The sequence below is a fragment of the uncultured Amphritea sp. genome (assembly GCF_937127095.1).
Classification (GTDB): Bacteria; Pseudomonadota; Gammaproteobacteria; order Pseudomonadales; family Balneatricaceae; genus Amphritea.
The window spans coordinates 1-14,672 of record NZ_CAKZLP010000091.1 but is presented as its reverse complement, the minus strand read 5'-3'; the positions used below and the strand labels follow the sequence as shown (position 1 = coordinate 14,672).

General features: G+C 50.9%; 16 protein-coding genes. 8 read left to right on the top strand and 8 right to left on the bottom strand.

Going from position 1 to position 14,672, the window contains the following annotated elements; all coding sequences use genetic code 11:
• Nucleotides 1-268 precede the first annotated feature (268 nt).
• Nucleotides 269-1,753, bottom strand: coding sequence for an aldehyde dehydrogenase (locus Q0499_RS23440; protein WP_299205483.1), 1,485 nt, complete (start codon nt 1,751-1,753; stop codon nt 269-271).
• Between the two features lie 254 nt (nt 1,754-2,007).
• Here Q0499_RS23440 and Q0499_RS23435 point away from each other — a divergent pair, with 254 nt between their 5' ends.
• On the top strand, nt 2,008-2,694 hold the full coding sequence (locus Q0499_RS23435; RefSeq protein ID WP_299205480.1) for a TorF family putative porin: 687 nt from the start codon (nt 2,008-2,010) through the stop codon (nt 2,692-2,694).
• 143 nt (nt 2,695-2,837) lie between these two features.
• Nucleotides 2,838-3,458 carry a LysE family translocator gene (locus Q0499_RS23430; protein WP_299205477.1) on the top strand — a complete coding sequence of 207 codons (621 nt, stop codon included), beginning with the start codon at nt 2,838-2,840 and terminating at the stop codon, nt 3,456-3,458.
• An 18-nt stretch (nt 3,459-3,476) separates the two neighbouring features.
• Here the strand turns inward: Q0499_RS23430 and Q0499_RS23425 are convergent, their stop codons facing one another.
• Nucleotides 3,477-3,935, bottom strand: coding sequence for a hypothetical protein (locus Q0499_RS23425; protein WP_299205474.1), 459 nt, complete (start codon nt 3,933-3,935; stop codon nt 3,477-3,479).
• Nucleotides 3,936-4,086: 151 nt separating this feature from the next.
• On the opposite strand from Q0499_RS23425, the gene Q0499_RS23420 reads away from it, so the two are divergent.
• Both Q0499_RS23420 and Q0499_RS23415 read left to right on the top strand, forming a co-directional pair.
• Nucleotides 4,087-4,692, top strand: a complete 606-nt coding sequence (locus Q0499_RS23420) for an HD domain-containing phosphohydrolase (RefSeq protein WP_299205472.1) — start codon at nt 4,087-4,089, stop codon at nt 4,690-4,692.
• A gap of 67 nt (nt 4,693-4,759) precedes the next feature.
• Nucleotides 4,760-5,533 carry a hypothetical protein gene (locus Q0499_RS23415; protein WP_299205469.1) on the top strand — a complete coding sequence of 258 codons (774 nt, stop codon included), beginning with the start codon at nt 4,760-4,762 and terminating at the stop codon, nt 5,531-5,533.
• A gap of 2 nt (nt 5,534-5,535) precedes the next feature.
• Here the strand turns inward: Q0499_RS23415 and Q0499_RS23410 are convergent, their stop codons facing one another.
• Both Q0499_RS23410 and Q0499_RS23405 read right to left on the bottom strand, forming a co-directional pair.
• Nucleotides 5,536-6,417, bottom strand: coding sequence for a tetratricopeptide repeat protein (locus Q0499_RS23410; RefSeq protein WP_299205466.1), 882 nt, complete (start codon nt 6,415-6,417; stop codon nt 5,536-5,538).
• 64 nt (nt 6,418-6,481) lie between these two features.
• Nucleotides 6,482-7,078, bottom strand: a complete 597-nt coding sequence (locus Q0499_RS23405) for a pyridoxamine 5'-phosphate oxidase family protein (RefSeq protein ID WP_299205463.1) — start codon at nt 7,076-7,078, stop codon at nt 6,482-6,484.
• A 122-nt stretch (nt 7,079-7,200) separates the two neighbouring features.
• On the opposite strand from Q0499_RS23405, the gene Q0499_RS23400 reads away from it, so the two are divergent.
• Nucleotides 7,201-8,685, top strand: coding sequence for a PLP-dependent aminotransferase family protein (locus tag Q0499_RS23400; RefSeq protein ID WP_299205460.1), 1,485 nt, complete (start codon nt 7,201-7,203; stop codon nt 8,683-8,685).
• 70 nt (nt 8,686-8,755) lie between these two features.
• Here the strand turns inward: Q0499_RS23400 and speB are convergent, their stop codons facing one another.
• Entirely contained in the window at nt 8,756-9,700 is a 945-nt protein-coding gene (speB, locus tag Q0499_RS23395; RefSeq protein WP_299205457.1) for an agmatinase, read from the bottom strand.
• 123 nt (nt 9,701-9,823) lie between these two features.
• Between speB and Q0499_RS23390 the strand changes: the two genes are divergently transcribed.
• On the top strand, nt 9,824-10,726 hold the full coding sequence (locus tag Q0499_RS23390; protein ID WP_299205454.1) for a LysR substrate-binding domain-containing protein: 903 nt from the start codon (nt 9,824-9,826) through the stop codon (nt 10,724-10,726).
• 26 nt (nt 10,727-10,752) lie between these two features.
• Here Q0499_RS23390 and Q0499_RS23385 read toward each other — a convergent pair whose 3' ends face one another.
• Together Q0499_RS23385 and Q0499_RS23380 are read right to left on the bottom strand one after the other, a co-directional pair.
• A complete protein-coding gene (locus Q0499_RS23385; protein ID WP_299205451.1) occupies nt 10,753-11,082 on the bottom strand; it encodes a multidrug efflux SMR transporter in 330 nt (109 codons plus the stop codon).
• A gap of 375 nt (nt 11,083-11,457) precedes the next feature.
• Nucleotides 11,458-12,750: a DUF2254 domain-containing protein gene (locus Q0499_RS23380; protein ID WP_299205448.1), complete on the bottom strand. Its 1,293-nt coding sequence runs from the start codon at nt 12,748-12,750 to the stop codon at nt 11,458-11,460.
• 274 nt (nt 12,751-13,024) lie between these two features.
• On the opposite strand from Q0499_RS23380, the gene Q0499_RS23375 reads away from it, so the two are divergent.
• Nucleotides 13,025-13,462: an SRPBCC family protein gene (locus Q0499_RS23375; protein WP_299205445.1), complete on the top strand. Its 438-nt coding sequence runs from the start codon at nt 13,025-13,027 to the stop codon at nt 13,460-13,462.
• Nucleotides 13,455-13,781: a winged helix-turn-helix domain-containing protein gene (locus Q0499_RS23370; protein WP_299205442.1), complete on the top strand. Its 327-nt coding sequence runs from the start codon at nt 13,455-13,457 to the stop codon at nt 13,779-13,781. The genes Q0499_RS23375 and Q0499_RS23370 overlap by 8 nt, the downstream gene beginning before the upstream one ends.
• Before the next feature lie 447 nt (nt 13,782-14,228).
• Here Q0499_RS23370 and Q0499_RS23365 read toward each other — a convergent pair.
• Nucleotides 14,229-14,672: transposase (locus Q0499_RS23365; RefSeq protein WP_299205439.1), on the bottom strand; the 444-nt coding region annotated here is incomplete at its 5' end.

The window sequence follows — 14,672 nt, the reverse complement described above, 5'->3', positions numbered from 1 at the left end:
ATAGATCACCATGATTTTCTATGCCTGCATTTAACCATTTTCAATTTAAAAAAGGTTGATTCAGCCCGGCTGACAATCTCCGCTTTTGACTGTCAAAATAACACAGCCAGCAAAAGAGCCATAGGTCTGACCTATAGCTCTTTACCGTTATATACAGCTAGCAACACGAATGCGTAATAGCCTGGCCTGATAGCGATTCTTCTGCCGACGACTGACACGTCGCGAAGCGACATCTAGCCAGCGGCAAAGTCGCAAACCAGACCCTGCTTTACAACCGAATCAAAACATTCTTGATGTCGGTATACTTTTCCAGCGCATGCAGCGATTTATCACGACCGTTACCGGAGGCTTTAACACCGCCAAAAGGCACAGTGGTATCGCCCTCACCCCAGGTATTCACCCACACCATACCGCTTTCGATCTTGCGGCTGACGCGATGTGCGCGAGACAGGTTCTGGGTCCAGACGGCTGCGCCAAGACCGTAAACAGAATCATTGGCCAGTGCAATTGCTTCCTCTTCGGTTTCAAACTCACATACCGCCAGTACCGGCCCGAAGATCTCCTCTTTGACAAAGGTCATAGCGTTGTTAGCGCCATCAACGATGGTCGGCTTGGCATAAAAGCCTTTACCTTGCTGGTATTCAGGAACGCCACCCATAATCACCCGACCGCCCTCTTCCTGAGCGGAACGGATGTAACGCTCAACCGTTGCCAGTTGAGTAGCATCAACCATTGGCCCCATCGTCGTGGCAGGGTCTAACGGATCGCCGGGCTGGAACCGGGCGGCGGCTTCAACCAGCGCGGCAACAAACTCTTCTTTGATACTCTTATCAACGTAAAGACGGGAACAGGCGATACATACCTCCCCCTGATTACAGAAGATAGCCGCCGCAGATGCCGCCGCGGCCGCTTTAATATCCGCATCAGCAAACACCAGATTTGGCGATTTACCACCCGCTTCCAGCCAGACCCGTTTCATATTCGACTCACCGGCATAGCCCATCAGCATACCCGCAACCCGGGTTGAGCCGGTGAAAGCCAGCACGTTAACATCCATATGCAGCGCCAGCGCTTTGCCTGCGGTATGACCAAAGCCCGGCAATACATTCAAGACACCTGCAGGCATACCAGCCTCCACCGCCAGTTCCGCCAGACGCAACGCACTCAGCGGTGATTTTTCAGAGGGTTTGAGGATCACAGAGTTACCCGCAGCCAGCGCCGGAGCAATTTTCCAGCTGACCATCAATAGCGGATAGTTCCAGGGCGTGATCGCACCGACCACACCCACTGGCTGATGGTGGATCATCGCCAGCGTATCATGTCCAGTGGGTGCAATTTCACCATAGATTTTATCAATACTCTCAGCGGTCCAGCGGATACAGTCAATAGCATCCGGTACGTCAATATTAACCATCTCAGAGATCGACTTGCCCATATCCAGAGTGTCCAGCAGGGCAAACTCATCTTTGTGCTGTTCAATCAGATCCGCCCAACGGAGCATCACTTTTTTGCGCTCGCGGGGGGGCATCTCAGACCATGCACCTGAACGGAAAACGTCACGGGCATTGGCAACCGCGATATTCACATCTGCCTCATCGCAACTGGCCACATCGGCAAGCGACTGTTCAGTCGCCGGATTGATGCAGGGAAACGTATCACCACTCACCGCGGGGCGAAACTCACCATTAATATAAGCCTGATGGTGGAAAGTTAACGTCTCACTCAGGGCTTGCCATTCAGCGTAGCTGTTCATCGATTATCTTCTCCGCAATATCCGTTCGTCACTATCAGAATCAGAAGCCAGGCGGCGCCTATCCATCGATTCATATTGACTCCCAGTATATTCGTTATCCTTTTAACGCCTCTATATATATGAAGAGGTAGTTAACGGGCTAGCCGCCGTTTTTCCATCAGGATACTCACAAATAGATACCTACCCCTGGGTATATCCTCCGGCATCAGGCTTTACACATAATCAAGATTCATAAAAAATAACAGGAAAAATCGATGAAGAAGATTTTCACAGGTCTGGCCGCCGCAATGGCCCTGACATCTACCGTTCAGGCTGCTGACGTAACCGGCACCGTATCATTCACCAATGATTACCGTTTCCGTGGCATCTCACAATCCGCAGGTGATCCAGCCGTTCAGGGAAGTCTGGATGTAGGGTTTGATAATGGTGTCTATGCGGGCATCTGGGGCAGCAACGTTGATTTTGATGATGATGCCAAGCTGGAAATTGATTACTACGTTGGCTTTGCCAATGATATCAATGACGACCTGAGCTATGACGTTTCCTATGGTTTTTATACCTACCCTGGCTATAACACCGATGCGGAATACGGCGAACTGGCTCTGGCACTGTATTACGGTGACGTTGGCTTCACCATGGCGTATTCCGACGATTTTTTTAACTCCGGAGAGTCTGCACAATACTTCGGCCTTGATTACAGCTATGGTATCACCGAAGCCGTTAGCCTCGATCTGCATGCCGGTTACAGCACCGGTGATTACTGGGGTAAAGTTGATATCGACGATTACCAGGACTACTCTGTCGGTATCTCGGGCTCTGTTGTAGGTCTGGACCTGTCAGCGACTTATCTGTTCAACAGCATCGACAATGCTGAAGAGGTAGATAAAGGTGCATTCCGCAATGACAATACACTGATGCTAAGCGTATCACGCACTTTCTAAGCCTGTTTAACATCTGCATCAGGCACGTACAGAGCTCCCCTTCTTCTGCCTGAGCCGGGCCACACAGAATATTCTGTGTGGTCTTTTTTATTCATCTTACAGAGCGTAAAATCCCGCTTCAACTCTCTAGTTAAGAGGCACGGATGTCTGTCGCTATACTCTCAATTTTCATACCTACATTTTTCTTTGTCTCCATCACGCCCGGCATGTGTATGACTCTGGCCTTAAGTTTGGGGATGTCGATCGGTGTACGGCGCAGTCTGCATATGATGTGGGGCGAGCTGATCGGCGTAGGCCTTGTAGCTACAGCCGCTGCCGCAGGTGTTGCTGCGTTAATGCTGCAGTTTCCAGAGGCGTTTATTTTCCTCAAACTTGGCGGCGGGGCATATCTCGGCTGGCTGGGTTTTCAGATGTGGCAATCAAAAGGCAAGCTAGTGATGCCTGAACCGGGTACAGAGGTAAAAAAACAGGGTAACCTGCAGTTAGCCTTCAACGGTTTCATTACTGCGATAGCAAACCCGAAAGGCTGGGCATTCTTTGTTACCCTGCTGCCCCCCTTTCTTGATCAGAGCCTGCCACTTGCCCCGCAGCTGACGCTGCTGATTGCGATAATTCTGTCATTAGAGTTCAGCTGTCTGCTGATCTACGCCAGCGGCGGAAAAGCATTACGCCATCTGTTACTGGACCGCGGCAATGTCAAACTGATGAACCGGATTGCAGGTTCACTGATGATTGGTGTTGGCATCTGGCTGGCATTCGGCTAAGCGAATAGCATGACCACTCTACTTTATAACTGAAAAGCGGCGCGGTTGAGGCCGGCTGTCCTTCAGGGAAAAATAGCCATCATCATCACGGTAGAGTGTGTAATCCTCCATCGCCAGCACATCCCAGACCATATGGGTTGCGAAGGTCGGCGGCAACCGGTATTGTCTGCCACCAATCAGCTCAGGCTGATAACTGTTATCCGGTGGCGCTATTAGAATGTTGCTCAACTCGCTGGCATCCCAGCTGTAAGACTGTTTCGGCATCGCATAAGCATCAGCGATCCATCCCTCCCTAAAGGAAGGACCAATCAGTGCAAGCGAACGACAATCTGAACGACCCTCGATGCAATACTGCTGTTTATCCAGATCAACTATATAGTTTTCGGATCCAAAAGTACCCATAGAGGAACAGCCCGCCAGACTGGTCAGCAGTACCAAGCTAACAGCGAACGACGGCATAACCTGTAGCATCTTCATTGTTACTATCCCTTGAATTAAAGATTACATCAGCAAGATCAATACATTAATATGAATCAAACAAACGACCAGACACGGACTATCCTGAGTACAGGTCATAAAATAGTCAATCAGGTCATATCAGGCGTTATGAAACCAAGGAGCTTCTTCCATGAGCCCTGCTGAAAAATTTACCTTTCAGACACTCGAAGGCCGCACTAAAGCACTCGCGATTGCACTGGGTTTCAGAGATCAGTCTACGCTTGATCACTCTGACCGGGTACAGACGCTGGCAATCGAACTTGGTAAAGCCGCCGGACTCTGTGAAGGTCAGATCAGCGCCCTGCGAATAAGTTCCAAATTCCATGATATCGGCAAGATCGGCATTCCTGATAGCATTCTGATGAAACCCGGCAAGCTGGACAGCGATGACTGGGAGGTGATGCATAAACATCCCGCGATTGGCGAGCAGATCGTACTCTCAACAGAGCTGGATGGAGCGTCTGAAACAGCTCATATTATTCGTCACCACCATGAGCATTTTGATGGCAACGGTTACCCGGATAAACTTGCCGGTGAGGCGATTCCCGTGGGCGCCAGAATTATCAGCATCGTCGACAGTTATGATGCAATGGCGTTCACCCGTTCTTACCATGAAGGCCATACCCATGCGCAAATTATTGAGCAGATAAACCGGGATTCAGGTACAAAGCATGACCCCTATCTGCTGAATCATTTCTGTCGCATTATTGAAAAAAGTGCCAACCGGGTGGAATAATATTCATTTGTAGCGCTGCACTAAGCATATTAAGCTGAAGGCAATCACCCTGTTGAGGCTGCACCTTATGTTTACGATAACAGCGTTGCGCAATACCCTGTCAAGTAAAACGCTTGTCTCAGCAACTGCGGTCTCCACCCTGTCACTTGCACTCAGCCTTACACCGATTATTACCCAGCAACTATCAGGGCTCGATCTTGGTAGCCAGGCAGTAGCCAAAGGTGGCGATGGTGGTGGAAACGGTGGTGGAAACGGTGGTGGAAACGGTGGTGGAAACGGTGGTGGAAACGGCGGTGGAAACGGCGGTGGAAACGGCGGTGGAAATGGCGGTGGAAACAGCAATTCCAGCAACGGTCATCAGGGTAACGGAAACGCTTATGGCCAAAGCAATGATGGCGCTGGAAAGTCGGCTACCGCCGGAAGTAACGGTCTGAGCAATAGCCGTGGACTTGGAAATAATCAAAAGTCGGTCTCTGCCAGTCTGGGACGACTTAATGCAGCCCATGCATCGGCCACCGCACGCGCCCATGCAGCACCCAATTCAGCGGTCGGCTTGATCGCACAATATGAGGCAGCAGTCTATGCGGCCAGGCAAGCGCCGACTGAAGAGGAGCGCGCCGAACTGGAACAAACAGCCATGGACTTCCTGGGTCAGGCCGCTAATAAAGAGCTCAATACCGAGGTTGTCTCAGCGGTTAATGACCTACTGGGAATAGCACCTGAAATAGCACCTGAAACAGCACCTGAGCCTGACACTGCCACGGAGCCGGAAACAGCTCCGCCAGAAACGGACTCCGGTAACTCTGATGCGGGGGCACCAGACAGCGTTACTCAGGCATGAGGTTAAAGATCCCTGATCAGCTGCAGATTCTGCCAGTCAAGTTCCAGATCACTCAGCTGTAGTTCCTGTCGGATAAAACGACGATAGGCATGATCGGTTTTAAGCCCCCATATGCCATCTGCAAGACCGGACGGGTATCCCAACTCATCAAGACGGAGCTGGATAAACAGAGTCGTTGAACGATCAATCCGTCCCGCATGATATGCCAGTGTGCGACTGGCATATTGCCGGGATGCCGCATTACTCAGAGCGTACATGCGCCCTTTTAACTCAGTCGCCAGCGGCACCCCGCGCTTTTCCGCCTGAGTAAACCAGTACCAGGCTGCAGCAGGGCTTTGAGGCAGGCCAAGCCCTCTCGCATAGACCACACCCAGATCAAAAATAGCCTGCTTATGGCCCAGATCCGCAGCCCGGCTCAGCAGATAGCCCGCCCACAGCCGGTTTTTATTAACCCCCCGACCGTTCATATAGAGAACAGCCAGTTGATATAGCGCGCCGGGATGATCCTTTCTGGCCGCCAGATCCAGCCAGTTTGCTGCATCTGAGAAGCGGGTATTGACCCCTCTGCCGGTCAGATATGACATCCCTGCCATATACGCACCTTCAGAGGAGCCGTTCAGCGCAGCATCCTTAAACAGCTCAACGCCCTGCTGATAGTCCTGAGTAGTGCCCCGCCCCTGAGTCACATCCAGCCCCTGACTAAACTGCTGTTTAGCCATGTCAGGATTATTCTGCACCCGGGTCGCTAAATCGGCACCGAAATCGGGAAAACTGCTACAACCCGACAGCAAAGCTACAACCACAGCTATCACTAGCAGCAGAGATCGACGTATCAGCAAAGATGAGCCTATCAGGGTATATCGACATTTCGTGTAGTAAACCATTGAGCCTCCTGCATCTGTAACAGGCAGTATAGGCGATGCTCTGTCATCTACCGACCAGATTTAACTAATCCGGGATCAATTCTCCCACCACTGATGTGACAGGCTTAACACCCGCCCAGACATTCAGCGCCATATCTTCAGGTTCTTCGTTAGGCCCACCGACACGAATCTTGGCCGAAACCTCCTCAATCGGGAAAGCAAACACCGCCGTTACCTTCATTTCAGTCTCATTAGGCGGTCGTGCTTCCGTTGACCGACCCGGACTATATTTATCCAGCATAGCATCAAGCGCTGCCCGCTTTTCCCGGGGGTCTTCCACGAGTCGTCCTTTAGCGTAAACCACCACCGAACGGAAGTTAACGGAGTGATGATAGGCGGAACGAGCAAACACCAGTCCATCCAGCAAACACACCGTAATACAGGCAGTCTGCCCTTTAATCACCTGCTGAAACAGACCGTTCTTGACCGAGCCGTGCAGAAACAGCTCATCTCCCACTCGCCAGTGGGAACTGGGCTGCACCATCGCCTCAGCATCGACACTGACACCGATATTACACACCCAGGCTTCATCAAGAATGCTGTAGATGGTGTCCCGGTCGTAGTTCGCGATTTTCCGCCCCCGTTTTACCCGGGTACGTTCCGTCACTTCAATCTCACTCATAGCCTGTCCTTACTGTTTTAAGCACTCGTCTTGAGCGCTCTTTTAGGTTTGCGATAAAGTGAGATTAGCCGTTATAGTGGATCTTATTAAGATCCAATTTATAGATATTATTAAGGCCCAATTTGAAACCGCATCTGAACAATAAAACGCCCCACTCAGAACGCTTTACCCCTTTCCTCGAACAAGGTAAAACTCAGCGTCCGCTCTACCGAGGGCTGTTTAATTATATTCAGCAACGGATTCTATCTGCGGAGCTGCCAGCACAGAGTCGCCTGCCCTCCAGCCGCGAGCTGGCTGACCTGCTGGGCCTCTCGCGCAACACCGTAAAGCAGGTGTATGAGATGCTCCAGGCTGAAGGATATATCGAAACCCGGCATGGGGATGGCAGCTATGTTTCGCCTCAACTGTCCCTGAATCGAAGCACAACACAGCGGACCCCTGATCCGCACACCCGGCCAATCACACTCTCAGCCAAAAGCGCACAGTTGGAGCAGATCCGGCCGCTCTACCAGCAGCACAAGCAACAACTGCTGCTCCCCGCGGTTCCAGCACTGGATCAGTTTCCCTGGCAACAGTGGCAACGTTCGGTGGCCCACGCTGGCAGGCAGATGAAGTTTCATGCTGAACGTGACTTTATGGGGGAAGCAGCACTTCGCTCTGAGATTGCCGCCTATCTCAATGCAACCCGCGGAATTCATTGCGATATGACACAGGTGATGATCTGCTCAGGCTCGCAACAGGGGATGCAGCTCGCTTTTTCCATGCTGCTTAACCCTGGCGACAGGGTTCTGGTGGAAGATCCGGGCTTTCCCGGTATCGACGGTGCCATTAGTAACGCGGGCGGGATTAAGCTCTCCGTCCCCATTGACCATAACGGTTTTCGTACCGATATCGCCCTGCACAATCAACAAAACGCCCGGCTTGCCTTTATCACCCCGTCACGCAACTTTCCAATGGGTTATACCCTCAGTCTTGAACGCCGCCTGCAACTGCTTAAGTGGGCCCGGCAACAGGGCTGCTGCATTATCGAGGATGATTACGACAGTGAGTTCCGCTTTGACGGCCCGCCCCTCACCGCACTTCAGGGCCTGGATGGCGAACACACCGTGATCTATTCCGGCACCTTCAGCCGTATTCTGCACCCGGCTATACGGCTGGCCTACCTGGTTCTGCCACCCGCACTGGTGGAGCCGTTTAACCGCATGCGCGGCTTTATGGATGGCGGCTTGTCTGCGTTACCACAACTGGCACTGGCAGACTTTATGGCCCGGGGAGCGTTTGCCAGTCATTTGAGACGGATGCGTAAACTCTATAAAACCCGGCGCAGTTACCTGTTACAACAGGTAGAGCAGATCTTTAACGGCCAACTGATATGGGAACCCAGTGATGGCGGGATGCATGGCGTGTTTCTGCTGCCTCCGGGCATCAATGACAAAGCGATTGTCGAACAGACGATGAAGGTAGGGTTGGGAATACGCCCGCTGTCTTACTATTATGACAAACAAGTCCCCCGTAACGGACTGGTGATCGGTTTTGGTGGTTATGATGAAGCCCGGATAGACGCCGGATTAGCTTTACTGAAGTCAGTTCTGGAGCATCATCTGTAAAACCAAAAAAGCTGCACCTCACATTGAGATGCAGCCTATACAGAGAGTTCAAACGTGCAGATAGTGGGCTCTACTTATTTGCAGCCATCTTATTTGCTGCCAGCACATAGAGATATTCCAGTGCCAGCGTGGCACCGGCCAGTGAAGTGATCTCAGCATGGTCATAGGCTGGCGCAACCTCAACCACATCCATCCCCACCAGATTCAGCCCCTGCAAACCACGGATCACTTTCAGAGCGCAATCCATATTCATGCCACCGGCAACCGGCGTACCGGTACCCGGCGCAAACGCGGGATCAAGACCGTCAATATCAAAACTGACATAGGTTTTTTTATCGCCAACCCGGGCATGGATACGTTCCAGAATCCCCTGCGGACCATGATCACCCACCCAGGCAGCGTCGAGCACCTCAAAGGGGTGTCCCTCGACATCATAGGCGGTACGGATTCCTATCTGAATGGAGTGCTCAGTATCCAGCAGTCCCTCTTCAACGGCGTGATGAAACAGCGTACCGTGATCATATTTAGTGCCGCCGGAATAGGTATCGGTGTGGGCATCAAAATGGATCAGCGCCAGCGGGCCATGTTTTTTAGCATAGGCACGCAACACCGGTAGAGTAATAAAGTGATCGCCGCCAAAGGTCAGGGATGATTTACCCGCATCGAGAATTGAACTGATATGCCCCTGAAGATTGTCCACCATGGTCTGTGGCTCACCATGTTTGAACAGCACGTTGCCGGAATCCGCCACCTTCAGGTGATCATCCAGGGCAAACTGCCAGGGCCAGCGCGCTCCTTCCCAGATCAGTTGGGATGACGCCTGACGTACACCCTGTGGCCCGAAACGGGCACCGGAACGTCCCGATGTCGCCAGGTCAAACGGCACCCCGGCCACAATCACTTCCGCATCAGAAGAAGTCAGATCACTCACCACCGGAAACTCCATAAAAGTCATTCCCAGTGAGCCATAGATCGGCAGATCAGCATTCGCCGTGGTACTTGCTATATCAGACATTCCTCACCCCTCAACTATTTAACTCAGACCAGCTTACTATTCTGACTATAATTATTGAAATGCATAGTTATAATAACTACATGCACGACATTAATACTAAGACCTAATTCCAGGACCGTCCTGATGAAACCACTACGCCAGTTTGACCTGAACCTGCTACTCCTGCTGGAAGCGTTGCTGACGGAATGTCATGTCAGTCGGGCCGCAGAGCGGATGTTCCTCAGTCAGTCAGCCATGAGCCACGCCCTCAACCGACTCAGACAGCAACTGGATGACCCGCTATTGGTGCGTTCCGGTAACGGCCTTAAACTAACCCCCCGAGCCCAAACGATGCTGCCGGATATCCGTCAGGCGATCCGTATGATCGAGCACAGTCTAAGCCCGCCGGAACCCTTTAACCCGTCCAGCTCAGATCGCTGCTTCACCATCGCCAGTACCGATTTCTTTGAAGCGCTGATCCTGCCACCGCTGATGCAGAACCTGCAACTCACGGCGCCCGGCATCCGTATTCAGATCGAGGTTATTCGTCAGGATGGTAATCTGAAACAACTGGAAAACCGCGAGGTAGATCTGATTGTCGGGCTGGACACCAAACAACCGGTTGACCCACAACTGATCAGCCGCCCCTGGTATACAGAACCCCTTGCCTGCCTGGTTGCTGAGGGCAATACCCAGGTGGATCAACACCTCTCTCTGGAGCAGTATTGTCAGTTGAAACATGTGATATTTTCCGATCTGGCGGGGGTAAGCTCAGATCAGATCGACCAGTGGCTAGCGCAGCAGCAACGGCAACGAAACTTTATTGCCTGCACCGTTAACTATATGGCGGGTGCCCGCATCGTTGCCGCCACCGAAGCTGTGATGACACTGCCGCGACAGATGGCATTGCTGTTTGCTGAGATGTTACCCGTGAGGTTGGTAACGCCCCCCCAGCGGATGCCAGAGATCGAGATGGTTAGCCTGCACCACCCGCTGTACTCGAATGATCCGGGGCTGAAGTGGCTGTTAGCACTGCTGCATGGTTAAATAGTGACCAATACTCTCGTCAGTCGTCAATGCACGGCAGTTTTAGAAAAGACATTCATAATCACCACCCCCAGAATAATAAATGCCATGCCAATAATAGCGGGCAGATCAGGAACCTCTTTGTAGATGATTGCGCTGATTGAAGCGATTAACACAATCCCCATCCCCGCCCAAATGGCATAAGCCACGCCGACCGGAACGGTTTTAAGTACCAGCGAGAGAAAATAAAACGCGGTGAGATAGCCGATCACACACACCGCACTGGCAAACGGTTTGCTAAACTCCTCGGACGCTTTTAACGCCAACGTACCAATCACCTCAGCACCAATAGCAAACGCCAGAAACCAATAACCCATAACACACCTTAGTTTGCCGCGTTGCGGCTTAATAGAGGTCGCGACGCGACTTGCAGACTGGAAGAAAAACAGGCCTGTCTCCGAGCTCGGATGACAGCCTGAGAATAACTTTTCGCAATCAGGTGATTAAGTGACGCATCTGCTCCGCCCGATGAACATAATCCTGATGAGAAAAATCGCCACTAGGATATCAGTCAATGGGGCTAAACAAAAAGCGGGTAAGATCAGAAAAACAGATCAGACAACCTACAGGGCCTGATATGATATCGATACGAACGGCTCTGAATCTTTTTATGCGTACTATTTTCTTATGCGTAGTATTTTTTTATGCGCACGACCTGATAAGCAATATACGTTTCAGTCTCGATCCAATAATCAAGCCTGCTGAGAGTCTGACGCAACGGCTGACTCCGCGAATTTAGCTGCGTCTCGAACCGCTGACACATCCTCGGATATATCCAGCGCTATTTGTGCCCGTTTCAGTGCCAGCCGCCCATGGTACACGGCCGCTTCCCGCATTTCTGCGTCACCCATCAATGCAAGAGAGTGCAACGCTTTCTGCAGTCGCACTGATACCTCGACCAAGCCAGCACCGTCCCGGCCGATTGCAGTAAAACCATCATCGAACATCTCCCTGACCGAGACCTCGGGCACCTCTACACGGTCGTAGATCAGCGTATCTTCATCGACTTCAGCCTCACTCCATAACGTAAAAAGTCGTACCAGAGTACCGATAATATCGATCGCCGTACCCGGATCATTGACGGCGGGCGACAATGCACGACCAGCAATTTGCGACAGAACCACCAAACCAAACCGCGGGTCATCGCTGAAAAGGCGATCGCAGCCGATCTGAAACGCTTTGACAACACAGTCGTAGTCAATTTCGCTCTGGTCACCCGCGTCAGATATTACGTATGCCAGCGCTTGGTCCGGGGAGGCAAATGCGCCCGGCAATATCGCTACTCGCACCCGTACTTGTGCTTCCTTAGCCCACGACTGCAGTGCCGCAACGTCAATGTGTTGAACATACCCCACACTCACTGCGAACACAGCTCGCCCACCTGGCTCAGATTGCACAGGCATACCACAAAGGGTTGGCGCATGACGTTGTCGCGTCAGAGCAGTAGCCGTCGCCTTTTCAATCTTATCGATCGTCGATCCAAGACGTCCGAGGCGAGCGATGCGATCAACCCAGCGGACAAACGTAGTGATCACCATAGCGAATACAATCGCCGTCAGAACAAAAAGGACAAACAGTCCGGCTGTCCCGAAGTATTCGTTCTTGACTGCGGTAAGCGCCACGATACTGAAAATAAAGGCACCAACAAAGGTAGAAAGGGCATTTTGCGATGCGTCGTCAGCGACAATCAGCGGAAAAGAACGCGGTGTTGCGATATTAGCTGCCGAGGCATAAGCCGACACCATCGACCCCACTGAAAAAGTGGCAATCACCAGCATGCTGGAAGCCATAACCGACAACAACGTCTCAATAGAGCCCGGTGAAATGTCAGGCGCTAATGTTTGTAATTGAGTGCCATCAGCAAGTTTTGCGATAAATGCCACAGCGATCGATAACAGACAAACAGCCAGCGGTCTCACCCAGAGCCTTTCATGGAGGCGATTCAGGAGAAACCGGATGCGATCTGCCGAAACGATAGAAGCCATAATTTTCTCCATTGTGCGCCATTAGATTGCTGATTAAACGTTTAGCCCAAAACACTGGCTCCCATTTAAGTTTAATACCCTTATAGTAACAACCGATGAGAGTCAGGCATAAACCACTAAAGTCATTCGCTGGGGCCAGATTACACAGACAATTTCGAACTCACCACAAATATATCCACTCAAGCAATATGCAACCATATGGTTGCTCTTATCAAAGCACCATGCTTTACTACCTCGATGCGCAACGTCTATCTCATCAGACTGGGAGCTCGCCATGACAGATACTATTAGCCGGGAAATCATTATCAATGCATCGAAAGAGCGTATCTATGAAGCAATTACGAATCCTGAACAAGTAATAAAGTGGTTCCCAGAAACGCTTGAGGGCGAATATACCGTCGGCTCCCAACCTATCTTTGGCTTCGGCGAGAATGGCAAAAACCCAATTTACGTTGTTGCTGCCAGCCCCTATGACTATTTCGCTTTTCGATGGGTGCCGGGAGCAAATCACTACCTTGGCGATGTGCTTTCAGTACCGAACACATTGGTAGAATTCAATATCACCGAACACACAGACGGCGCTTGCAAAGTAACACTGACTGAATCGGGGTTTGCAAGCCTGCCTGAAGAACTTATTGAAACCGCATTCAGGCAAAACTCTGGAGGCTGGGACTTCATGCTCGGTCGGTTGGAGAAATTCTTTGATGCCTGATCAGGTGAATGCAGCTAACATCTACAAAGCTTTAGGCGACCCCATCAGGCTGGAAATTGTTAAAAGGCTCTCTACCAAACCAACTTGCACGGTAGGCGAACTATCAACAAACCTTGGCGTTTCCAGACAAGGCGCACGAAAACAACTTCAAGTGCTGGTGAACGCGGATATTGTGACCCTTAAACAATGCGGAAGACAAACTGACGTGTCCCTAAACAAGCATTCGCTTCAGGTTGCACGTGAATTCATCGCTCAACTTGAGCGCCAGCGGAACAATCGCCTGGAGGCGTTGAAAATATACGTTGAAGGGTCAGAATAGTGTTCCGCTTCATCGTGGATACCTAACGTTTAGCTTTGTGCCCTGCCGTGAGGCGACATTGATTTGTTATGCCCATTCTCATATGCCATGTAAAAACGCAACAAAAAAACATACACCTAAAAGAGCCACGAATAACAAACCTAACGAGACTGTCGGATTAGACATTTTGACATAAAAATATCCATCTACCTCAGCCTTCCCTGTTCGTTTTAGCATTTTTTCACTGGAGAGATTGAGCTTTCACCCTTCAGTTCAAACGCTCTGTATCTGTTCTTTTAACCTGATATGAGCGTTGTTTACCTCATATCCTAACACTTAATGCCTAACCTCACCCTGCGTCGCGATTTTCTCAATATTATGCACCATGCAGTACATTAACCATTGTGCGCCGACCTTCTCTTTGCCTCGGAGCACGGAGCAATTAAAGGGCTTTGACCCGAATGGCACTTACTTAACCTTTTTGGGATGCCCGTTTTTTCTAATATCTTCACGGGCATCGCTGCGGGGCTTAATCAATAACGGGAACGGTTTTGGCCTTCGCTTTACCGCCCTGGGCTCAATTCGTCCAGGACGATTTCCTACTATTTTCTCGCTCATCAACATAAACAAATTATAAAATTGCTCGTCGTTAAAAATCACTGCTGTCTGCAAATAACCACTCCAAAGTTGCAGACTGTGTTTAAAGCTGAGCTGCCTTGGCATCAGGTCTGACAACAGCGATGACTGTGCCATCATCAGTCGTATTAGGTTATAAGCGAGCAAGTAAATCCAAATCTCTTTACTCGCCATTTCTGGAGATTTGCAACTGAGAATGTTCATTCCCAGAGTACCTTTGATGTTGCGTATGTCTAATTCAATATGCCAACGCTGCTTATAGAAAGATTTTAAATC

What these genes read in the sequence shown, in the direction of transcription:
- Q0499_RS23440 (WP_299205483.1), bottom strand. Translation starts at nt 1,753, where the DNA reads ATGAACAGCTACGCTGAATGGCAAGCCCTGAGTGAGACGTTAACTTTC.
- Q0499_RS23435 (WP_299205480.1), top strand. Translation starts at nt 2,008, where the DNA reads ATGAAGAAGATTTTCACAGGTCTGGCCGCCGCAATGGCCCTGACATCT.
- Q0499_RS23430 (WP_299205477.1), top strand. Translation starts at nt 2,838, where the DNA reads ATGTCTGTCGCTATACTCTCAATTTTCATACCTACATTTTTCTTTGTC.
- Q0499_RS23425 (WP_299205474.1), bottom strand. Translation starts at nt 3,935, where the DNA reads ATGAAGATGCTACAGGTTATGCCGTCGTTCGCTGTTAGCTTGGTACTG.
- Q0499_RS23420 (WP_299205472.1), top strand. Translation starts at nt 4,087, where the DNA reads ATGAGCCCTGCTGAAAAATTTACCTTTCAGACACTCGAAGGCCGCACT.
- Q0499_RS23415 (WP_299205469.1), top strand. Translation starts at nt 4,760, where the DNA reads ATGTTTACGATAACAGCGTTGCGCAATACCCTGTCAAGTAAAACGCTT.
- Q0499_RS23410 (WP_299205466.1), bottom strand. Translation starts at nt 6,417, where the DNA reads ATGGTTTACTACACGAAATGTCGATATACCCTGATAGGCTCATCTTTG.
- Q0499_RS23405 (WP_299205463.1), bottom strand. Translation starts at nt 7,078, where the DNA reads ATGAGTGAGATTGAAGTGACGGAACGTACCCGGGTAAAACGGGGGCGG.
- speB (WP_299205457.1), bottom strand. Translation starts at nt 9,700, where the DNA reads ATGTCTGATATAGCAAGTACCACGGCGAATGCTGATCTGCCGATCTAT.
- Q0499_RS23390 (WP_299205454.1), top strand. Translation starts at nt 9,824, where the DNA reads ATGAAACCACTACGCCAGTTTGACCTGAACCTGCTACTCCTGCTGGAA.
- Q0499_RS23385 (WP_299205451.1), bottom strand. Translation starts at nt 11,082, where the DNA reads ATGGGTTATTGGTTTCTGGCGTTTGCTATTGGTGCTGAGGTGATTGGT.
- Q0499_RS23380 (WP_299205448.1), bottom strand. Translation starts at nt 12,750, where the DNA reads ATGGCTTCTATCGTTTCGGCAGATCGCATCCGGTTTCTCCTGAATCGC.
- Q0499_RS23375 (WP_299205445.1), top strand. Translation starts at nt 13,025, where the DNA reads ATGACAGATACTATTAGCCGGGAAATCATTATCAATGCATCGAAAGAG.
- Q0499_RS23370 (WP_299205442.1), top strand. Translation starts at nt 13,455, where the DNA reads ATGCCTGATCAGGTGAATGCAGCTAACATCTACAAAGCTTTAGGCGAC.